The sequence below is a fragment of the Roseateles sp. L2-2 genome, assembly GCF_050613215.1.
Taxonomy (GTDB): Bacteria; Pseudomonadota; Gammaproteobacteria; order Burkholderiales; family Burkholderiaceae_C; genus Roseateles; species Roseateles noduli.
In genome coordinates this window covers 912942-934428 of sequence record NZ_CP192509.1, presented here as the reverse complement: position 1 = coordinate 934428, position 21487 = coordinate 912942, and the positions used below count along the sequence as shown (strand labels likewise).

Sequence of the window (21487 nt, the reverse complement as noted above, 5' to 3'; positions counted from 1 at the left end):
GCTCGGTGCATTCTCACTCCCTCTCCCGCACTGCGGGAGAGGGCGGGGGTGAGGGTCGTCGCACGGCCACCACCCTCACCTCAACCCCTCTCCCGCAGTGCGGGAGAGGGGAACACGAACTGCGCGGTCGTCGAGGGGCTCAGGTGTACTTCTTCTCCAGCGCATCCCACTCCGGCTTGTTCACCAGGCGCTGGCGCTCGGCGAACGGGATCACCAGGTTGGGATCCTCGTCGATGCGGCGCTGCGTCTTGAGCACGCCCAGCGCCTTCTGCATCCCGGCCACCGCGCCTTGCAACGCCGCGTTGGCGTACAGCACGACGCCGTAACCCATCTGCTGCAGCTCGCCCGCATCGGTGATGGGCGTCTTGCCGCCGATCACCATGTTCATCAGCTGCGGCGTCGCCAGGCGCTGCGGCAGCGCGCGGATCTCTTCCGCCTTGGTCACCGCCTCGACGAACAGGATGTCCGCGCCGGCTTCGGCGAAGCGCTGCGCGCGCTCGATCGCGGCCTCGAAGCCCTGCGTCGCGCAGGCGTCCGTGCGGGCCATGATCAGGAAGTCCGGATCACGCCGCGCATCCACCGCCGCCTTGATCTTGCTCACCGCTTCCTCGGTGGAGATGACCTCCTTGCCGGTGAAGTGGCCGCAGCGCTTGGGCGCCACCTGGTCTTCGAGCTGGATGCAGTCCGCGCCGGCGCGTTCCAGCACGCGCACCGTGTGGCGCACGTTCAGCGCGTTGCCGAAGCCGGTGTCGGCGTCGACGATCAGCGGCAGGTTCACCGCGTCGCGGATGCGCGCGGTGTGGTCGGCGATCTCGGACAGGCCCATGAAGCCCTGGTCCGGCAGACCGAACCACATGTTGGTCACGCCGGCGCCGGTCACGTAGATCGCCTCGAAGCCGAGGTCCTCGATCACCTTGGCCGACAACGCGTTGAACGCGCCCGGCACCAGCACGCCACGGCGTTCGTTCACCAGCGCGCGCAGCGTCTTGCGGGTCGATGTCATGTCAGTTCTCTTTGATTGTCTGAAGTCGAATTCGATACGGATGTCGATGGCGGGATCAGCGACCGCCGATCACAGCGACTCGGCGGGCACGCGCACAGTGCCTTCCATCAGGATGCGCGCGCTGCGGCTCATCACCGCCTGGGTCACGCGCCAGGCGCCACCTTCCTGGACCGCTTCCGCGCCGACGCGCAGCGTGCCCGACGGATGGCCGAAGCGCACCGCCGGCAGCGCCTTGCCGCCCGCGGCCTCGCACACCAGCGTGCCGGGGATCGCGGCCGCGGTGCCGATGGCCACCGCCGCCGTGCCCATCATCGCGTGGTGCAGCTTGCCCATGGACATCGCGCGCACCAGCACGTCGATGTCGCCGGCCTCGACGGTCTTGCCGGCCGACGAGCAATAGCTCGACGGTGGCGCGACGAAGGCCAGCTTCGGCGTGTGCTGACGGGTCTTCGCCTCGTCCAGCGTCTTGATCAGGCCCATGTGCAGCGCGGCGTGCGCGCGGATCGCTTCGAGCCGCTTCAGCGCCGCGGCGTCGCCGTTGATCGCGTCCTGCAGTTCGGTGCCCGAGTAGCCCAGATCCTTCGCATCGACGAAGACCGCCGGGATGCCCGCGTTGATCAGCGTCGCGCGCAGTTGGCCGCCGGGGACGAGGTCCTCCGGCATCGTCAGCACGTCCACGACGTTCCCGGTCGGGAACAGCGCGCCGCCGGCGTCGTCGCCGTCCGCGTCGTCATTGCCCGGATCGAGGAAGGCCAGCTCGACCTCCGCCGCCGGGAAGGTCACGCCATCGAGCTCGAAGTCGCCGCTCTCCTGCACCTGGCCATCGCGCATGGGCACCTTCGCGACGATGGTCTTGCCGATGTTGGCCTGCCAGATGCGCACGGTGGCGATGCCGTCGCGCGGCAGCTTCGAGGCGTCGATGAAGCCCGCCTGGATCGCGAACGGTCCGACCGCCGCGGACAGGTTGCCGCAGTTGCCGGACCAGTCCACCAGCGCGGTGTCGATCGCCACCTGACCGAACAGGTAGTCGACGTCGTGACCGGGCTGCGTGCTGCGCGAAATGATCACCGTCTTGCTGGTGCTCGACGTGGCGCCGCCCATGCCGTCGATCTGCTTGCCGTAGGGATCGGGGCTGCCGATGACGCGCATCAGCAGCCGGTCGCGCGCGGCGCCGGGCACGCGCGCGGCCTCGGGCAGATCGTCCAGGCGGAAGAACACGCCCTTGCTGGTACCGCCCCGCAGGTAGGTCGCGGGGATCTTCACTTGAGGGAGAAAACTCATGACTGCTTCCGTCGTTGTTCCCGATGTTCACGAGGTTCGCGGTGCTCGCGAGGTTCCGTCGAGCACCGCGCGACCTCAGGCCGCTTCGGCCGCGGCCAGGAAGTCCTGCGCGAATCGCTGCAGCACGCCGCCGGCCTGGTAGACCTCGACCTCCTCGGCGGTGTCGAGGCGGCAACGCACCGGCACTTCGATGCGCTCGCCGTTGCGGCGGTTGACGATGACCGTCAGCGTCGCGCGCGGCGACAGCGCGCCCGACACGTCGTAGGTTTCCGAGCCGTCCAGGCCGAGCGTCAGACGCGTCGTTCCCGCGAGGAACTCCAGCGGCAGCACGCCCATGCCGATCAGGTTGGTGCGGTGGATGCGTTCGAAGCCTTCGGCGACGATGGCCTCGACGCCGGCGAGGCGCACGCCCTTCGCCGCCCAGTCGCGCGACGAGCCCTGCCCGTAGTCCGCGCCGGCGATGATGATCAGCGGCTGGCGGCGTTCCATGTAGGTCTCGATGGCTTCCCACATGCGCATGACCTGGCCCTCGGGCTCCAGGCGCGCGAGCGAGCCGGCGACCACGGTGCCGTCGGCCTCGCGGACCATCTCGTTCTTCAGCGTCGGATTGGCAAAGGTGGCGCGCTGCGCGGTGAGGTGGTCGCCGCGGTGGGTGGCGTAGGAGTTGAAGTCCTCCTCCGGCAGGCCCATCCTGGCGAGGTACTCGCCGGCGGCCGAGTCCATCATGATCGCGTTGGACGGCGACAGGTGGTCGGTGGTGATGTTGTCCGGCAGCACGGCCAGCGCGCGCATGCCGCGCAGCGTGCGTTCGCCGGCCAGCGCGCCTTCCCAATACGGCGGACGGCGGATGTAGGTCGACTGCGCGCGCCAGTCATACAGCGGCTCGGTCTGGGTGGCCGAGGCCGCGGTGATCGCGAACATCGGCTCGTAGACCTTGCGGAACTGCTCCGGCTTCACGCTCGCGCGCACCAGCGCGTCGATCTCGTCGTCCTCGGGCCAGAGGTCCTTCAGGCGGATCTCGCGGCCCTCGACGACGCCGAGCACGTCGCGTTCGATGTCGAAGCGGATGGTGCCCGCGATCGCGTAGGCGACCACCAGCGGCGGCGAGGCCAGGAAGGCCTGCTTGGCGCGCGGGTGGATGCGGCCGTCGAAGTTGCGGTTGCCCGAGAGCACGGCGGTGGCGTAGAGGTCGCGCTCGACGATCTCGCGATCGATGGCGGGATCCAGCGCGCCGGACATGCCGTTGCACGAGGTGCAGGCATAGGCGACGACGCCGAAGCCCAGCGCCTCCAGGTCGCCGAGCAGGCCGGCTTCCTCGAGGTACAGCGTGACCGCGCGCGAGCCGGGCGCCAGCGAGGTCTTCACCCACGGCTTGCGCGTCAGGCCCAGGCGACGCGCGTTGCGCGCGAGAAGCGCGGCGGCGATGACGTTGCGCGGGTTGCTCGTGTTCGTGCAGCTGGTGATGGCCGCGATGATCACGGCGCCGTCGGGCATGCGGCCGGGTTCTTCGGTCCACGGGCCGGCGATGCCGCGCTCGGTCAGCGCGGAGGTCGGCAGACGGCGATGCGGGTTGGACGGACCGGCCATGTTGCGCACGACGCTGGCCAGGTCGAACTTCAGCACGCGCGGGTAGACGACACCCGACAGCGTGTTGCCTTCGCCGGACCAGAGTCCTGCGGCCTTCGCATAGGTCTCGACGAGCTGGACCTGCGCTTCCTCGCGCCCGGTGAGGCGCAGGTAGGTCAGGGTCTGCTCGTCGATGGCGAAGAGCGCGGCGGTGGCGCCGTATTCGGGCGCCATGTTGGAGATGGTGGCGCGGTCGCCGAGGGTGAGTCCGGAGACGCCGTCGCCGTAGAACTCCAGGTAGGCGCCGACGACCTTTTCCTTGCGCAGGAACTCGGTGAGCGCGAGCACCAGGTCGGTGGCGGTAATGCCGGGTTGGCGGCGGCCGGTGAGCTCGACGCCGACGATGTCGGGCAGGCGCATCCACGAGGCCCGGCCGAGCATCACGTTCTCCGCTTCGAGTCCGCCGACGCCGACGGCGATCACGCCGAGCGCGTCGACGTGGGGCGTGTGGCTGTCGGTGCCGACGCAGGTATCGGGATAGGCGACGCCGCGGTCCACGTGCACGACGGGCGACATCCGCTCCAGATTGATCTGATGCATGATCCCGTTCCCCGGCGGGATCACGTCGACGTTGCGGAACGCTGTGCGGCACCACTCGATGAAGTGGAAGCGGTCCTCGTTGCGGCGGTCCTCGATCGCGCGGTTCTTCTCGAAGGCTTGAGGATCGAAGCCGCCGCACTCGACGGCCAGCGAGTGGTCGACGATCAGCTGCACCGGCACGACCGGGTTCACCTTCGCGGGGTCACCGCCCTGGTCGGCGATCGCATCGCGCAGGCCGGCCAGGTCCACGAGCGCGGTCTGGCCCAGGATGTCGTGGCAGACCACGCGCGCCGGGTACCAGGGGAAGTCGCGATCGGCCTTGCCGTCGGCGAGCTGCAGCAGGCAGTCGTCGAGCGCGGCGGGCTCGCAGCGGCGCACCAGGTTCTCGGCGTGGACGCGGGCGGTGTAGGACATGCGTTCCCACGCGCCGGGGCGCAGCGCCTCGACGGCGGCGCGCGCGTCGAACCAGTCGAGCGCGGTGCCGGCCAGCGGCTTGCGCCATTGCTCGTTGAGCGGGATCGCCGAGGCGATGGTGGGTGCGGGCGTCGTGGCTGGCATTGCTGAAACTTCTCTCATGCGGTCATCGCGGTCGTCGTGTCCTCAGGGGCGCTGGGCCAGGGGGACGAAGACCTGGTCTTCCGGGCCGGTGTAGACGGCGCTGGGTCGGATGATCTTGTTGTCCTGGCGCTGTTCGACCACGTGGGCGGCCCAGCCGCTGGTGCGGGCGATGACGAACAGCGGGGTGAACATGGCGGTGGGGACGCCCATCATGTGATAGCTGACGGCGCTGAACCAGTCCAGGTTGGGGAACATCTTCTTGGCGTCCCACATGGTCTTTTCGAGGCGTTCGGCGATGTCGTACATCTTGGTCGAGCCGGCGTCCTGGGACAGGTGGTGGGCGACCTTCTTGATGACCTCGTTGCGGGGGTCGGAGACGGTGTAGACGGGGTGGCCGAAGCCGATGACGACTTCCTTGGCCTCGACGCGGCGGCGGATGTCGGCCTCGGCTTCGTCGGGGGTGTCGTAGCGCTTCTGGATCTCGAAGGCGACCTCGTTGGCGCCGCCGTGCTTGGGGCCGCGCAGGGCGCCGATGGCGCCGGCGATGGCCGAGTGCATGTCGGAGCCGGTGCCGGCGATGACGCGGGCAGTGAAGGTGGAGGCGTTGAACTCGTGCTCCGCGTAGAGGATCAGCGAGGTATGCATCGCGCGTTCCCAGCTCTTGGTGGGCGGCTTGCCGTGGAGCAGGTGCAGGAAGTGGGCGCCGATGGAGTCGTCGTCGGTTTCGACCTCGATGGAGCGGCCGTTGTGGCTGTAGTGGTACCAGTACAGCAGCATGGAGCCGAGGCAGGCCATGAGCTTGTCGGCGATGTCGCGGGCGCCGGGGAGGTTGTGGTCGTCCTTCTCGGGGAGCGAGCAGCCGAGGGCGGAGACGCCGGTGCGCATCACGTCCATGGGGTGGGCGGCGGCGGGGAGGGTTTCGAGCGCGTCCATGACGGCGGCGGGCAGGCCGCGCAGGGCCTTGAGCTTGTCCTTGTAGGCGCGCAGCTCGGCGACGTTGGGGAGCTTGCCGTGGACGAGCAGGTGGGCGATTTCTTCGAACTCGCAGCGTTCGGCGAGTTCGAGGATGTCGTAGCCGCGGTAGTGCAGGTCGTTGCCGGTGCGGCCGACGGTGCACAGGGCGGTGGTACCGGCGGCGACGCCGGACAGGGCGACGGACTTCTTGGGCTTGAAGGCGGGTGCGGCTGCCGCGTTCGCGGTCGTGGTGTCGCTCATGGGGATGTCTCCTGGAGATGGAATTCGGAAGGGGGAATGGCTCGGAGGCCCGATGCAGCCTAGGGTAGCGGCTGAGGCTCGGACGGCGTGCGAGGGGTGATTCGGCAGGGTTTTCCGCCGTCGACGGCGACCATCTCGAAGGTGGCGCGGAGGACGTCGGAAGGGGCCGCATTGTCGATGCGGGCGTGGACCTCGACGGTCATCGAGGTGCCGCCGACGCGGGTCACGCCGGAGTGAATGTGGAGGACGGAGCCCACAGGGACCGGGGCGAGGAACTGCACGTCCTTCACGGCCACCATGACGATGTCCTGGTGGCAGAAGCGGGCCGCGACCATGTGGGCGTTCTGGCCGAGCCAGGAGAGCGCCTCAGGGCCGAAAAGCGTCCCGTAGTGGTTCGCGTGCCGCGGGAGCACCAGCTCGCTGCGAAGCATCTCCGTCGAAGAAGCGCTCGACAGCGCTGAAGGCCAGTCCATTGCAAGTTGTGAAATGGGGAAGTTCACAATGTTCGCAGCGGATGGGCTGGGGGGCAACGATGAAGTTGCGATGGGTTGCGAAGTGATAGAGCTTAGTTTGCGAAACTTGTGAAATCCCAGAAGGCTAGGTCATAACGCCAAAACGTTAGGTAGCGACCTACTTCTAGATATACATCGGGACAGCGATTATGAAAGATACACCCTTATCTCGATTTGCAGCGACAATTGTCGCATTCATGCCAATCAGGTAGGACTTCGCTGCAAACAAGCCAATTCCCTTATTCTGCGGATCGAAACTTTCGCTGGTCTTGTAGAGGAATATTGATTTCAAGTTATCCGCAGGAATTGCTTGACCTTCGTTATACACCTCGACAGTAGCTTCGCTGGCGTCAACCGGGCAATTTAGGCGGATCGAAATTTCGCTGCCGGCAGTTCGGTAGCGAACCGCGTTGTTGAGCAAATGGTTCAACACCGTTTCCAAGTAAATGTCGTCGATCAGGCAGACGACACCTGCTGTTGGCCCAACATAAACCAACCCACGGAACCGCTCTTTTGAATTTTCAACGAGGCGCGCAAGATAGTCCGCGAGATCCACCGGCATGCATACGATCTTCTGATTCTGTATCCCATCTTCAACTGTCGCCGCATCGAAAATCGCTTCAATGGCGTTGTGGATTCGCCGAAGATAGTTTTGCTGAACCTCGTCACCTTCAGAGCGGACCATCAAGCTGGCGAGTGGCGATCTGATTTCGTGTCCGATGGCAGTCAACCGTTCCTGCCGCAACTCAAGCCGCGCTTTAAGCATGCGCACTTGCTGAGCCTTTTCAGCCGCAGCTTGTTGCATTTGCCGAATCCAGAAGTTGTGATTCGACCGACTTCGGCGGTAAAACTGCCTCAAAACTCGCCATAGGGTGGTGAATTCATCCCGCCGTTTGTCGACATCGTTGAATTCATCCAGATCAATTTCACCCGACTTCATTTTCCATGCGCGGTGAGTCAAGATCCGAAGGCGAACGACGGCGAAAGCCAAGAAACCCGTCAAAATGAGCGTTAACAACAATGCCGCCGTCAACCAACCGAACGCGCGGGTTGCAAAACCAGGGAGGGTGACGGGAGGCGCAGTTAAATCTGCCTTTAGTTCCCCTGCCGGCGCCGGAAGTAAGAATGGCACCGAATAAACAGACGGATCCGGCCTATAGCGCGCCATAGCCATCAGCTTGGGCGCCCACCAATCAAAGACGCGCTGCTGTAAATCCGATCGTCGTGGCGCGGCGGGCAAAGACAGATTGGCTGACGACCACACAACCGTGCTGACCGCCCCTACCTTGCGAGAAATAACCAGTTTCGATCGTGAAGGTACGGTCGCCAGATACGCATTTTGCAGCGACACCAACGAACGTCCCTTAAATCCAATCGGAACGTTGAGGTGCTCTTCGCTTCCGTCTGAGGCGCGGCGATAGACATCCAGGCCGATTCTAGTAGCGGCGATTGATGGCGTCGGCCAAACCTGAGAAGCCTCAGCCTGAGCGTCAAGAAGGCCCGCATCAATCCGACCAACAACGGTGACGTAGTTTCGAGAGTCGTCTCCATCCCCGCGGCGTTCAAATGCCTGAGCATTCACCTGATGGAGTGGCCTATCTGGACTCGCAACGGCAAATGCAGTCAACTCATGAATGCCAGCAAAGCGATCAATTTGGGACGGATATCGCGACATCGCCAATGTCGGCGCTCGGTAGACCAGGACGATAGACGTCTCGCGCGCGGAGCCAAACCTTAGGATGATCCTATCCTTACCCTTCAGTCCCGCACCCCACTTGTGGCGTTGGATTTGTTCTGAAGGGTAGCGCAAGGCGAAGTAAGCGTATCGTCCAGATTGATCACCCTGAATAGTGGCGAAGCAAGCCTGAACGCTGAAATTACTTGTCTGATCGATCCCATCAGAGCCTTGAACAAGCTCCGTGACGCATGGACGGGGGACCTCAAACAGAATCTTTTCTGCCGCTATATTTCTTGCATTCTGCCTATTCAGAAGATAGCTGTAGAAACTCTTCCTCAACTGAACGAACCGCAATTCCCTCTTTGACTCGGAGAAGTCGGAGGGATTCTCAAGCAAGGATGAGCCGTCTGGTTCGCGAGTGGCAAGCAAGAAGTTTGACAACTCAGCGGCCTGTGTATTTTCGCGAACCTGCTGCTCACTGACCTTTGCCGATGTTACTGAGTCATAGAGGGCAAAGAGTATCAATCCGATAATCCCAACCGCACCAAGTAGCGCACCGATGGTGTAGCGCCACGGGGCAATCCGGCGAAATGGTTTAGTTCGCATCAGCCTTCCAGAAGTATCCCTTCATCGGATTCGTCATGATGCGGTCAAAACCAGGATCAACCTCGACAAAAGCTTTTCTGAGATTTGAGATGTGTTGCTGGACAACTCTCTCAGATTGGCCCGTCTTCAACGCGTCAAAGAACTTTTCGTACTCAACCGTCTTCCCAACCGTTTCAGCCAGCAGATACACGATACAGAGTTCAGTATTGCTCAAATAGATTTGCTTTCCTCGCCAGATAAGCTGCGGCTTTCGACTTGGATCGACTTCTAGGTAAGTGGGCCAAGAATCATCGCTACGTTTGGACTTGTAGATGTCGCGAAACGCCAGCGCATGCCGAACCTTGTTTAAAAAGTCGACGCGGCTGACGGGCTTGCGCACAAACTCAAAAGCCTTGAGGTCGAGTGCGATCTCGTGAAGATTCTCTTCGGGCATCCCGGTAACGATGATGACCGGTGTTGTAGAACCATATTCGCTCAATAGCGAGATGCCACCCTTTGGGGACGGACCGCCAGGTTCGAGTTCGATGTCAAGAACGAGTAAATCGAACTCGGTCGATGCGAGCAATGCCCTCGCCTCGGCGGTGTTGAAGGCTTGATGCAATTCAACGTCTTCGATCTGCGCCAGCATTTCGTAGTGCAGCTGGTTCATAGCACGATCGTCCTCGATGACGGCGATTCTTGGCATTTTTGGGGCTCCGGCTAATTGGGCCGGAGGATCTCACATGCAAGAGGCCGCGCCTGTGCAGGAATCTTGACAGGCCTGTGCGTTTGCTGCGGAGTGAGCTTTCCCATGTCAAGGGACCTGCTGCAACGCGTGACACATTTCACGCGGCGAACCCTACAGTGGCTGTGCGGCGGAGCAATTCCAGCTCCTGCCCTCAACGAGCTACCAAGGAGCATTCGCATGAGCAAGATCTTGAAGCCCGGCACACCTGTGCCGCAATCCGGTCAATACCAGAACCCCAAAACGGGCACGGAGGTGACCGGCGTGGCAGGCAAACCCTTGCCGCCGACCCCGCGGCCTGGACAGGGCTATGTCCTCGTTGACCCTACCAAGCACAAACGCTGATACGCCAGATCAGAGGGGCCCATGACACGCGCTCACATCAATCACCGCGACATCGTCCGGTTCGCAGAAGAGAAGGTGAATCTTCCCAAGGACAAGGCAGACGAGTTTCGCGCACAAGCGCGTCGTCTCCGCGAGAAGCTGGAGGGCTATATCGCCGAGCACCCAGATTTCGCGTTGAAGAAGATTCAGCTGTCGGGAAGCTTAGCGAAGGGGACCGCCCTACGTTCCTTGAACGACATTGACATGGCGGTCTACATCAGTGGGTCAGACGCACCTCACGACACAGCTGCACTTCTGCGTTATCTCGCGGAGAGGCTTCGGAAGGCCTTCCCGAACTTCAGTCCGGACCAGGTCAAGCCCCAAACCTATTCGGTAACGGTCTCGTTCCGCGGGACTGGATTGGATGTGGATGTGGTGCCCGTTCTTTATGCTGGCTTGCCAGACTGGCGAGGAGATCTAATTAGCCAGGATGACGGGTCATTCCTTGAAACCAGCATTCCTTTGCACGTCGAGTTCGCGCGCAAGCGCAAGCGTAAGCAAGAGGTTCACTTCGCCCAAGTGGTTCGCCTCGCCAAATTCTGGGCCAGGCGCATGAAACAGGAACGCGATGGCTTCCGTTTCAAGTCCTTCATGATTGAGTTGATCATGGCCAGACTTTGCGACGAGGGTCTGGACATGTCGGATTACCCCGAGGCATTGCAGGCGTTCTTTACATATGTCGCCCGCTCGGGACTGCGCGAGCGGATCGTCTTCACCGATCACTACGAAGTATCCGCGGTTCCTGAGTCCACCGATCCGATTCAAATCATTGATCCGATCAACGCGTCCAACAACGTGACGCGTCTATATACCGAATCTCAAGCCGACGCGATCGTAGAAGCAGCGCTCGACGCTGGAGACGCTATCGACGCCGCACTCGCGGCCCAGACCAAAGAGTTGACCGTCTACTACTGGCAGAAGGTCTTCGGTTCATCATTCCAGGGTTGATCGCGATGAGTTCCAGTTTCACCACGAGCGCTTCAAGCACGTTCACGGTCACACACGCGAGACATCTCGCGGCCAAAGTTGCGACCGATCTCAAGCGGATGCAGCGCCTGTACGGCCAGCCTTCCGATCTCGATATCGCCAGCTACGAGACGGAGGTCATTGAGCTACTGCGCAACGGATATCTTGCCACTGTCGCATATGGCTTCCGCCGCGATGGTCAGTGGATCGAACCTACCTTGCGCTACACGGCCCACGATATGCAGGCCGACTCGGGCGACGACGACCCCGGAAAGATCTTGCCAGGCAAGAACATCGATGGAGCAAGTTTCTACAGCTATCTGACGTATAGCAGTAGTTACGACGCCTTGTCGTCAACTCAGAAGGATACGTTCAAACAAAACCTGCCAGTTCAGCGGACTGGAGCAGCGCAGCCGACAGTCGCAAATGGCTATTTCGCGGATGACCGGTCGTACTCCTCTGGTAACCGTTCCCTTGCTCGTGCCAGTGTCAGGACCTATTGATGTCTCAATCTCAAACGACCGCGCTCTTCGAGCGCACGATCACCCTCCCAGATCCAGACGCTCGTGACCGCTTGGCCAGGCTTGTTGGCATGGATGACAAGGTGCGCAGGCTCACCAACATTCTGAGCATCCTGATCAACCCGAGCGGGTTGCGGACGTGGCAGAAGAAACATCATCCGGACGCTCCGCGTCTCATCGACGCGGTCCTCCGGCGGCCACCGTTGGTGGTTCTTGCCGGTGACGTCGGGTCCGGGAAGACCGAGCTCGCGGAGACAATCGGTGATCAGGTGGCCCGACAAGAGGACATCGACATCACGCTGATGCCTTTGAGCCTCGCATCGCGGGGCCAAGGTCGCGTCGGTGAGATGACCCAACTGGTCACCGCTGCGTTCGACCAAGCCTATGCCCAAGCGAGCAAGTTGAAGTCGCAAACGGGTCCGGCCCGCGGCGGAGTCATTCTGCTGGTCGATGAAGCTGATGCTCTAGCTCAGTCTCGGGAGACCGAGCAGATGCACCACGAAGATCGGGCTGGCGTCAACGCTTTCATTCGCGGCATCGATCGAATCGCCAATGGCCAATTGCCGGCTGCGGTCATCATGTGCACCAATCGCCTAAACGCCCTCGACCCCGCCGTGCGCCGTCGTGCCGCTGACATTTTGACTTTCTCCAGACCTACGGACGAGCAACGGCGAGAAGTGCTTGGACGCTGGTTCGGCGGCGTGGGATTCACAGCAGCAGACATCGCCGCTTTGGCCGTAGCCACAGGTGCGGGCAAGTCACGCGGCTACGGTTTAACGTACTCCGATCTGACGCAACGTCTCCTGCCTGCAATCATCCTCAATGCCTATCCCGCAGGCCCGATGACGGCCGCAGAAGCGATCACATTGGCGAAATCCATTGAACCCACTCCGCCATTCAATGATGCGTGATCCAAAGGAGCTCATGTGACGCAAGCGGTCGCGGTCATTAGAGATGGCCATGCCTATCAAGCTCGACAATTCTGGCTCAAGGCCCTCCGGCTACTTGATCCTCACAGCGGGATTGCAAAAGTCGGCTTCGAGAGTGGTCCCAAGGGCTTCGACGATATCTGGGTCGAGTACGAGAATGCATGCGGCCGTCAGGATCATCGCGGTGCGAGCCTTAAGCGTGAGCACTATCAGTGCAAGTGGCACGTCGGCATAGGCGACTTCTCGTATGAGGATCTCATTGAGCCAGACTTCATCAACGCAAGCTCGTACTCGTTGCTTGAGCGAGCGCTCAATGCACAACGCGTTCACGCGCCCGCTGGCATTGGATCGAGTTTTCGATTGGTCACCAACTGGCAGATTCGCTACGGCGACCCGCTGCGCCGAATGATCTCCTCCCGTAACGGATTCCTGCGTGTCGATCGCCTTTTTGATGGCACTACTGATGCCAGCATTGCAGGCAAGGTACGGAAGTCTTGGCGCGACCACCTGGGGGTCAGCGATACCGAGTTGCAGCTGCTGACCCAGACACTGGGGCTAGGTGTCGATTCGAGATCTCTGCTGGACCTTCGCGATAGTCTCGACCCGCTGCTCGAATTGCGCGGCATGCGGAGAGTTCCGGATGCCGAGAGCACTTGCTGGTACGACGATCTGACGTTTCAGTGGCTGGCGATGGGGCGGATCGAGTTTGATCGCAACTCCTTCCGCGATGCTTGTCATCAGCAAAAGCTCTTCGAAGCCCCTCCCAAATCGCACATCGTCTTCGGAGTCAAGTCTTTCGAGCATCCCATCGATGCTCTCCAGGATCGGTGTGTCGAAGTGCTGGATCTTGTGCAGCACTTCGACGATCGGCAGATTCGCGACGATGCAGATTGGGAAATGGAGATCTACCCGAGGCTGCAAAAGTTCTTGATCGATGCGGCGGCCGCCAACGAGCATCTGCGGCTCATTCTCGACACACACGCCACGTTGGCTTTTGCTGCGGGGGCAGTCCTAAACATCAAGGCGGGAAGGCGTGTAGAACTTGAGCAGCGCGTCTTGAACCGTGTCGTCTGGGCTGCGGGCGACACCGAGGTGAATCCAGCGTGGCCGAAGTGGGAGGTTGCGCGAGAATGTCTCCGAGGTGCACCGGGAGATTTGGCGGTCGCGGTCAGCCTCACCCACGACATATCGAAGGACGTCAAGTCCTACATTGACGCAACGGGATTGCCCGTATCCGAACTTCTGGTGGCTACCCCGAGGGGCGGGCCAAGTGCAAAAGCTGTGGCAAGCGGCACTCATGCGTTCGCGCTCGCAGAAGGTCTCACCCAGGAGATCCGAGTGGCCAGAACGAAGGGAAGCAGGCTCCATTTGTTTATTGCCGCGCCGAATTCCTTCACATTCATGCTTGGACAGAGGCAACTCGCGCTTGGGGATCTTGTGATCTACGAGTTCGATTTCGAAGGAACTAATGGAGGCTCTTATGCGCCTTCGCTTTCGCTGCCAATGAAGTCGAGGCCCGCCGGAGGGTAAGCGTCTCTCCAGTGAGCGCTCCGGAGACGGATACTTTTCGCTCGACAGCTCGGGGTCGAGTCTTGCGCCGCGTTCGTGCACAAGAGCGCAATCGGTAGTCGGCAATCAGCGTCTGTACTAACACCAAATGCCCTCGCCCTTTCGCGGCTTCTTGAAAGCAGCGTCATCTCAGTGAAAACCGGGGGAGACTCAGATGTCGGTCGTGCGCGTTCACCTACAACGTCTCAGTGCCCCGCCACCACCTTCCCCATCACCAAATCCGGCAACCCCGTCGCGATGCTCGGGAAGATGCAGATCAACAGCACTGCCAGCAGCATGAGGACAACAAACGGCAGCACGCCCCAGATGATGTCCCTCAGGTCGATATCCGGCGCGATGTTCTTGATCACGAAGATGTTCAACCCCACCGGTGGGTGAATCAGCCCCGTCTCCATCACGATCGTCATCAGGATCCCGAACCAGATCAGGTCGAACCCCGCCGCCTTCAGCGGCGGCAGGATGATCGGCGCGGTCATCAGGATGATGCTCACCGGCGGCAGGAAGAACCCCAGCAGGATGACCATCAGCAGCACGGCCGCCAGCAGCACCCACTTGGACAGGTGCATGCCGACGATCCACTCCGCCACCGCCTGGCTGATGTGCAGATAGCTCATCACGTACGAGAACAGCAGCGACATGCCGATGATGAACATCAGCATGGTCGACTCCTTCAAGGTCGACGTGAGGATGGGCGCCACATCCCGCGGCCGCCACACCCCGTAGATCACCGCGATCAAGCCCAGCGCCAGCAGCGCGCCCAGACCCGCCGTCTCCGACGGCGTCGCGAAGCCGCCGTACAGCGCCACCATCACGCCAATCAGCAGCAGCACGAAGGGCACCACCCGCGGCAGCATCTCGAACTTCTGACGCGTGGTGAAGGTCTCCTTGGACAGCAGCGCTGAGGCCGCGCCCGTGCGCTTGTATTCGGCCTCGGCCAGCGCGTACTCCTTGCGGTAGCGCAGCGCCGCGTAGACCGCGAACAGCACCACCAGCAGCACGCCCGGCGCGATGCCCGCCAGGAACAAGCGCCCCAGCGACTGCTCCGCCGCCACCGCGTACAGGATCATCGTGATCGACGGCGGCAGCAGGATGCCCAAGGTCCCGCCGGCCGCGATGATGCCGGCCGCGAATCCGGGCGAGTAGCCCCGCTTGCGCATCTCCGGAATGCCCGCGCTGCCGATCGCCGAGCACGTCGCCGGGCTGGAGCCGGCCATGGCCGCGAACAGCGCGCAGGCGAAGACGTTGGCGATCCCCAGCCCGCCGGGGATGCGCCCCATCCAGACGTGCATCGCTGCGTACAGGTCCTGCCCGGCTCTCGACTTCCCGATCGCCGCCCCCTTCAGGATGAACAGCGGAATGGAGAGCAGCGTGATGCTGGCCATCTCCTCGTAGACGTTCTGCGTGACCGTGTCCAGCGCGGACGCCGGCATGAAGAGGGCCATGAACAGCACCGCCACGCTGCCGAGCGCGAACGCGATCGGCGCGCCCGAGAACATGAACAACAGCGTGACGCTGCCGAACAGCGAGCCGAGGACGAGCATGCTCATGCTGCGACTCCCGAGTTGTTTTTCTTGAAGAGCCCGTTGATCCGGGCAGTCAGTTGCACGAGCAGCTGCAGACTCAGCAGCGTCATGCCCATCGCCATCAGCCCGTACGGAATCCACAGCGGCGGCGCCCAGGACGACGAGGTCGTCTGACCCTCGACCCAGGCCTCGTGGAACAGCGTCCACGACTTCCACGCGAAGAAGGCGCAGAACGCCGTGCACATCAGGTCCACCAGCGCCAGCCGCAGCCGGTTGACCGACCGCGGCAGCAGCCCCGCCATCGCCTCGATGCCCACGTGCCCGCGCAAGGACTGCACGAAGGCGCCGCAGAGGAAGGTCGCGCCGACCAGGCAGAAGACCGCCGCCTCGTCCTGCCAGTCCGTGGACGCCTTCATCACGTAGCGCGAGACCACGCTGTACGTCAGCACGCACGAGGCCACCAGCAGCGCCAGCATGCCCAGCACCACCACGCCCTGGTTGATGAGGTGCAGCAGCCGCGCGAGCGGCAGCAGCACCGCCGGCGTGTCGGGGTCGATGCCGGCGACCGCCGGCTTCAGTTCAAAGCCGTGGCTCATCCGCGCCTCACAGCAGCTTCTGGGCGGCCTTGAGGATGGCCGCGCAGGACTCGTTCTTCTCGCCGAAGTCCTTCCACGCGGTGTCGCGCGCAATGGCCTGCCACTTCTTCAGCGTCGCGTCGTCCATGTCGTAGACCTTGGCGCCGGCCTTCGCATAGATCGCCGCAGCCGCCTTGTCATCCGCCTTCGCCGCGTCGCGCGCGAAGACCTCCATCTCCGCCCCCACCCCCATGACGATGTCCTGCTGCGCCTTCGGCAGCTTGTTGAAGACCTCCTTGGAGATCATCAGCGGCTCCAGCATGAACCAGTAGGTGCGCTCGCGACCCGAGGTCAGGTGCTTGGCGATCTCCTCCAGCTTGAAGGAGATGAAGCTGGTCGACGAGGTCATCGCCGCGTCCATCGCGCCGGTCTGCATCGCCGCGTAGATCTCGTTGGAGGGCAGCGTGATCACCGACGCGCCGGCCTGCTTCAGCATCATGTCCATCTCGCGGCTGCCGCCGCGCACCTTCAGCCCCTTGGCATCGTCCGGCGTCACCAGCGGCCGCGCGCGGCTGGCCACGCCGCCCGCCTGCCAGACCCAGCTGACGATCATCACGCCCTTGTCGTCCAGCACCTTGGACAGCAGCTTGCCGACCTCCGCCGTCTTCCACGCCGCGCCCTGCTCGTAGCTGGGCACCAGCGCCGGCATCAGACCCGCATTGGTCTCGGCCACCTCGCCGCCCGCATACGACAGCGGCACCAGGCTCATGTCCAGCGCGCCCTTGCGCATCGCCGAGAACTGCGCGTTGGTCTTCATCAGCGACGAGCCCGGATACACCGCCGCCTTGAGCGCTCCGCCCGAGCGCTTCTCCACCTCCGCGGCGAAGCGACGGCACAGCCGGTCGCGGAAGTCGCCTTCGGTCAGCGTGCCGCTGGGGAACTGGTGGGAGATCTTCAGCGCGCTCGCTTGCGCGTGCGCGGTGGGCAGCCAGACGGCTGCGGCGGTGCCGGCGGCGGCACCCATCAACTGGCGTCGAGTCAGGGTCATGCTTGTCTCCAGGTCCGCCATGGGTGGCGGTATGCGGGCGGAGTGTCAAAGCGGCACCCGACCCGATCAATCAACCTGGCGTTGCGACCTTTACCTCTGACGGAAGGATCGGGGGCTAACCCTGAGACCCACCCGAAGCGCGCCAACGAAGCGCACAAAAAAACGGCGTCGCATCCCGCGAGGCCTCGCTTCTTTCACGCCGTCTTAACGTCAGCGTGCTGATCGACTTTGGTCGCTGCTCAACGAACGAGCAGTTCCTCGTCCACCCAGCGACGCAGCAGCATGCCCATCTCCGCAGCGACGCTCAGCTCGGGCTGCGCTTCGGCCAGGACCGCACACGTCTCGGCGAACGTGCGACCCGAAGCCAGCGCGTCCAACGCCTGAGCCTCCAGCGGGCTCAGGCTTCTGAAATGCGGCGAATGGCCGCGCCGCCAGATCAGCAGGTCCAGCGACTTCGCCAACGGCTGCGCTGCGGGTGGCGTCTCGTCGCCATCGAGCGCCTGCCACAGCGCCAGCGTGTTGAAGGACTGCTTCAGGCGCGCATAGCTGGGCGGCAGCTGGAGGCGCAGTTCGGCCCAGTCATCGGGCGCCAGCGACGCCAGATCGGCCATCGTGAGCGTCGTCGCATCGGCGGTATCGAAGGCGCTCCGCAGCGCCCAGTCCAGCGCGGCCAGTTCGGCGATCTCGCCATCGTCCGGCCACCGCTGCGACAGCCACTCGGCGAAGTCCGCGCCATACCAGCGCAGGCTGAAATGCTGCGAGCCGTGGAGCTCGACAAACGCCAGCGCATCGCGCTCGAACCAGTCGTCGCCGAGGTATCGCCGCGTGTGCCCGTAACTGTCCGCCAGCGTCTCATGCAGCCGTGCGCGATAGGCATGGTGGTAGATGGACAGGCGCCGCTCCGCGGCGATGCCGGGCCCGCGACGCAGTTGGGTGTCGATCAGACTGGGTTGCCCGATCAGATGAGCCTGCAACGACTGCTGCAGGTCCAGGAGCTGAAGGGGCTGAAGAGGCAGAAGGGGTGGATCGATGGCGTTCATGCGGCCTTCCTTGCGACGTTGCCGGGCCAGGTGCTCGCGGTGATCGCGCGGGCCTGATCGAGTTCCACCAGCAGTTCCGCCAGCGGCGGAATATGGTCGTCCCGTTCGATCATCGTCGCCACCGGGCCGAATCGTCGGAGGGCCTCGGCGTACAGCTGCCAGACCGGCTCGGCGACCGGCTGGTCGTGCGTGTCGATCAGATGATCGCCGTGGTCGCTGTGACCGGCGACGTGGATCTGCTGCACTCGCTCTGCAGGCAAGGCATCGAGGTAGGCGAGCGCATCGAATCCGTGATTCACGGCGCTCACATGGATGTTGTTCACATCGACCAGCAGCAGGCAGTCGGCGCGTCGAGCGACCTCGGCGACGAACTGCGCCTCGGTCAGGCTGGAGTCCGCGTAGTCGAGATAGCTGGAGACGTTCTCGACGACCAGTCGGCGGCCGAGCGCGTCCTGCGCCTGGCCGATGTTGCGCACCACCACCCGCAGGGCCTCGTCCGTGTAGGGCAAGGGCAGCAGGTCGTGCAGGTTGCGTCCGTGGACGCCCGTCCAGCACAGGTGATCGGAGATCCAGAGCGGCTCGACGCGACGGGCCAGCGCCGCCAGCTGCCGCAGATAGTCCGCATCCAGACCGGCCACCGCGCCGAGGTTCATCGAGACGCCGTGCATCACCATGGGGTACTTGGCGCGGATGCCGTCCAGCATGGCCAAGGGCTTGCCGCCGGGCACGAGGTAGTTCTCCGAGATCACCTCCAGCCAGTCGACCCGCTGGGGCGTTTCGAGGAAGTCCCGATAGTGCGTGCTGCGCAGCCCCAGGCCGAAGCCCGGGCTCGGCTGCGCGACGCGCGAGACAGGTCCGGCGGGCCTCACGGGTTCACTTCTTCGCGGACAGGTCGCCGATCGTGCCGCCGGCGCTCAGGCACGACGCCGCGCTCATGCCCTTGAAGCTGTGGCCCTTGCACTCGTTCTGGCCCTTGCAGGCGTTCTCCGTGGTCTTGCAGTCCGCGTTGCCCTTGCACTCGTGCACGCCGTAGCAATGCACCTTGTCGCTGGCGGCCACGGCCAGGCCGCTGCTGCCCTGGGGCGCGGGCGCCGCCTGGACGGACAGGGCGAACATGGCGGCGGCAGCGGCCAGGGCGGCGGATTGGGTCTTGCTGATCATGGGGGCACTCCGTAAGAAGGTTCAGGTTGATGAAGCGGAGCGCTCCTGCGCGTTCCGCACCCTTCTATTCGTGGCCGTCGCCGCTGAAGTTACAGCGCCTCGAAAATTTTCTTCGACACGCCGTTGCCCGGCATCGCAAGCCCAACGACAAAGCCGCCCGAAGGCGGCCTTGTGACAAGCATGTCGTCCGTCGAAGGAGCGCCTCGGAGAGATCCGCGGCGCTCCTGCTCAGGCGCTCACTTCAGCGTGTAGCTCTGTTGAGCCGTGTCGTACGCGCCGTTGCGCGCCGGGTCCCAGTACGTGAAGCTGTAGCGCACGACGTCGCCCTTCTTCAGACCTGACACCGTGAACGCATTGCCGCTGCCTTCCTTGAGCATACGCACGTTCAACTGGCCGCCGCCGTTGACCGTGTAGTGCACGTCGGCCCAGGTGCCCGTCGCCTGCGAGAACTTCACCGAGGTCGCCGTCGGCTGCGAGATGCCGTCGGGCGTGGTGGGGTTGGTCGGCGTCGTCGGATCCGTCGGCGTCGTCGTGCCCGTGTCCCAGTACACGTCGTCGATGGCGAACTGGAAGGTCTGCGTCGGCAGCTTGGTGTTGTCGCCCGAGAACATGAAGATGTCCGCGATCGACTGCAGCGCGACCTTCGGTCCGATCAGCGTCGAGATGGGCACCGTCGCCGTCGCCCACTCGCCGTTGCGCACCAGGCCGAAGGCCGTCGTGTTCGCCGGGAAGTTGACCCAGTTCTGGTTGGTGTACGTATCGCCGATGCCGATGTTGAACGACACGTTCGCCGGGATCTTGATGCGGAACTTCAGGTTGCCGTTGCGGTAGTTGGTCAGGTCACGCAGCTGACGCGCCTGGATGCCGCCGCCGAACCACTGCCCCGGCGTGTTGTAGCTCCACGCGATGACGTTGGTGCCCTCGGCCGGCTGGATGTTGCCCGCGCCGGTGGACGCACCGTTCCACAGGAAGATGTCCGACGTGCTGCCGGCCTGCAGCTTGTTGGTGATCGCCGCGTTGTCCGTGAACACGCCGAACTTGCCGGCCGCTTCCGGCACGGTCTGGTTGCCCAGCTTCACTTCGCCCTTGCCGTCGAGCTCGTACACGCGGACGTAGTCCACGTACATCGTGCCCGGCAGCGGCGCCGTCACCTGCGAGGGATTCGCCGCGTCGGTGAAGTTGCCGCCGACCGCCAGGTTCAGCAGGAAGTAGTACGGCGCGCGCAGGGCCTCGGTGTTCACCGGCAGCGGCTGGTCGTACATGTCGTGTTCGCCGTCGTCATCGACAACGGTGAAACGCATCTGGCTGTCGGTCCAGTAGAAGCGGTACTTGACGAAGCGGTTCGCGAACGACTTCGTCGGCTTGTACCAATTCTTGGTCTGCCACGCGGTCGAGGCCGCGCAGGATTCATTGCCCGGCACGCAGGCGGCTTCCGCCCAGGTGATCACGTTGGCGCCGACGAAGTAGTCCGGTCCCGGTGCGCCCGCGGCGGCCCAGGCCGACGACTTGTGGCCCAGCTCGGCGATGTCGATCTCGCCCTTGCGCGGCCAGACCTGCGGGCTGGTGCCCAGCAGCCAGGCGGCCGGCCACAGGCCGGTCTGCAGCTGCGGCGTCGCCATGCGGATCTCGATCATTCCGTACTTGACCTGCACCTTGTTGAAGGTGTCGATCTTTCCCGAGGTGAACTCGTTGCTGCCGATGGTCTGGCGTCGTGCCTGGATGGCCAGGGCGCGCGTGTTCGGCTCGAACGGCACGTTGGCGATCGAGAGGTTGTTCGGGCTGTAGTACTCCAGCTCGGCGTTGCCGTAGCCGCACAGGTTGATCTGGCAGCCGTTGCCGTCGTACGGCGTCCAGAGGGAGGTGTTCAACGACGTCCCGTTGAATTCCTCCGACCACAGCAGGCGGCCGATGGTCGGGTTGGTCACGCTGGCGTTGGCCTGCGCGGCGGCAGTGACCAGCAAGCCCAGCGCGGTGGCGCGCAGGAGTCCCTGCGCGTCGAGGCGGTTCTGCAATCCCATTCAGATCTCC

19 protein-coding genes are annotated in these 21487 nt (G+C 63.5%); 5 read left to right on the top strand and 14 right to left on the bottom strand.

Annotated elements, in window-relative coordinates:
• Positions 1-139: 139 nt before the first annotated feature.
• The 7 genes from ACQZ13_RS04345 to ACQZ13_RS04315 form a co-directional block, all read right to left on the bottom strand.
• A complete protein-coding gene (locus tag ACQZ13_RS04345) occupies positions 140-1003 on the bottom strand; it encodes an isocitrate lyase/PEP mutase family protein (RefSeq protein ID WP_431050002.1) in 864 nt (287 codons plus the stop codon).
• 69 nt (positions 1004-1072) lie between these two features.
• On the bottom strand, positions 1073-2284 hold the full coding sequence (gene prpF / locus ACQZ13_RS04340) for a 2-methylaconitate cis-trans isomerase PrpF (protein ID WP_431050001.1): 1212 nt from the start codon (positions 2282-2284) through the stop codon (positions 1073-1075).
• A 75-nt stretch (positions 2285-2359) separates the two neighbouring features.
• On the bottom strand, positions 2360-5008 hold the full coding sequence (gene acnD, locus ACQZ13_RS04335) for a Fe/S-dependent 2-methylisocitrate dehydratase AcnD (RefSeq protein WP_431050000.1): 2649 nt from the start codon (positions 5006-5008) through the stop codon (positions 2360-2362).
• Positions 5009-5050: 42 nt separating this feature from the next.
• Entirely contained in the window at positions 5051-6223 is a 1173-nt protein-coding gene (prpC, locus tag ACQZ13_RS04330; RefSeq protein ID WP_431049999.1) for a bifunctional 2-methylcitrate synthase/citrate synthase, read from the bottom strand.
• Positions 6224-6282: 59 nt separating this feature from the next.
• Complete coding sequence (locus tag ACQZ13_RS04325; RefSeq protein ID WP_431049998.1) at positions 6283-6723, bottom strand: acyl-CoA thioesterase; 441 nt, start codon at positions 6721-6723, stop codon at positions 6283-6285.
• Positions 6724-6859: 136 nt separating this feature from the next.
• Positions 6860-9019 carry a sensor histidine kinase gene (locus ACQZ13_RS04320; protein ID WP_431049997.1) on the bottom strand — a complete coding sequence of 720 codons (2160 nt, stop codon included), beginning with the start codon at positions 9017-9019 and terminating at the stop codon, positions 6860-6862.
• Positions 9009-9704 carry a response regulator transcription factor gene (locus tag ACQZ13_RS04315; RefSeq protein ID WP_431049996.1) on the bottom strand — a complete coding sequence of 232 codons (696 nt, stop codon included), beginning with the start codon at positions 9702-9704 and terminating at the stop codon, positions 9009-9011. The genes ACQZ13_RS04320 and ACQZ13_RS04315 overlap by 11 nt, the downstream gene beginning before the upstream one ends.
• Positions 9705-9923: 219 nt before the next feature.
• On the opposite strand from ACQZ13_RS04315, the gene ACQZ13_RS04310 reads away from it, so the two are divergent.
• The 5 genes from ACQZ13_RS04310 (at position 9924) to ACQZ13_RS04290 (ending at position 14073) form a co-directional block, all read left to right on the top strand.
• Complete coding sequence (locus tag ACQZ13_RS04310; protein ID WP_431049995.1) at positions 9924-10088, top strand: hypothetical protein; 165 nt, start codon at positions 9924-9926, stop codon at positions 10086-10088.
• 21 nt (positions 10089-10109) lie between these two features.
• Positions 10110-11075, top strand: coding sequence for a CBASS oligonucleotide cyclase (locus ACQZ13_RS04305; RefSeq protein ID WP_431049994.1), 966 nt, complete (start codon positions 10110-10112; stop codon positions 11073-11075).
• A gap of 5 nt (positions 11076-11080) precedes the next feature.
• Complete coding sequence (locus ACQZ13_RS04300; protein ID WP_431049993.1) at positions 11081-11596, top strand: hypothetical protein; 516 nt, start codon at positions 11081-11083, stop codon at positions 11594-11596.
• A gap of 89 nt (positions 11597-11685) precedes the next feature.
• Entirely contained in the window at positions 11686-12525 is an 840-nt protein-coding gene (locus tag ACQZ13_RS04295) for an AAA family ATPase (protein ID WP_431049992.1), read from the top strand.
• A gap of 15 nt (positions 12526-12540) precedes the next feature.
• Positions 12541-14073, top strand: a complete 1533-nt coding sequence (locus ACQZ13_RS04290; protein ID WP_431049991.1) for an SAVED domain-containing protein — start codon at positions 12541-12543, stop codon at positions 14071-14073.
• A gap of 224 nt (positions 14074-14297) precedes the next feature.
• Here the strand turns inward: ACQZ13_RS04290 and ACQZ13_RS04285 are convergent, their stop codons facing one another.
• The 7 genes from ACQZ13_RS04285 to ACQZ13_RS04255 form a co-directional block, all read right to left on the bottom strand.
• Complete coding sequence (locus ACQZ13_RS04285) at positions 14298-15659, bottom strand: TRAP transporter large permease (protein WP_431049990.1); 1362 nt, start codon at positions 15657-15659, stop codon at positions 14298-14300.
• Complete coding sequence (locus ACQZ13_RS04280) at positions 15656-16231, bottom strand: TRAP transporter small permease (protein ID WP_067278420.1); 576 nt, start codon at positions 16229-16231, stop codon at positions 15656-15658. The genes ACQZ13_RS04285 and ACQZ13_RS04280 overlap by 4 nt, the downstream gene beginning before the upstream one ends.
• Positions 16232-16238: 7 nt before the next feature.
• Positions 16239-17258 (bottom strand): TRAP transporter substrate-binding protein DctP, encoded by a 1020-nt coding sequence (gene dctP / locus ACQZ13_RS04275; protein ID WP_431049989.1) that lies wholly within the window; start codon positions 17256-17258, stop codon positions 16239-16241.
• 239 nt (positions 17259-17497) lie between these two features.
• Positions 17498-18298, bottom strand: coding sequence for a DNA-binding domain-containing protein (locus tag ACQZ13_RS04270; RefSeq protein ID WP_431049988.1), 801 nt, complete (start codon positions 18296-18298; stop codon positions 17498-17500).
• A complete protein-coding gene (bufB, locus tag ACQZ13_RS04265) occupies positions 18295-19167 on the bottom strand; it encodes an MNIO family bufferin maturase (RefSeq protein ID WP_431049987.1) in 873 nt (290 codons plus the stop codon). Before bufB ends, ACQZ13_RS04270 begins: the two co-directional genes overlap by 4 nt.
• 4 nt (positions 19168-19171) lie before the next feature.
• Entirely contained in the window at positions 19172-19459 is a 288-nt protein-coding gene (gene bufA2, locus ACQZ13_RS04260; RefSeq protein WP_431049986.1) for a BufA2 family periplasmic bufferin-type metallophore, read from the bottom strand.
• A gap of 236 nt (positions 19460-19695) precedes the next feature.
• Positions 19696-21477, bottom strand: coding sequence for a glycoside hydrolase family 16 protein (locus ACQZ13_RS04255; protein ID WP_431049985.1), 1782 nt, complete (start codon positions 21475-21477; stop codon positions 19696-19698).
• Positions 21478-21487: the final 10 nt, after the last annotated feature.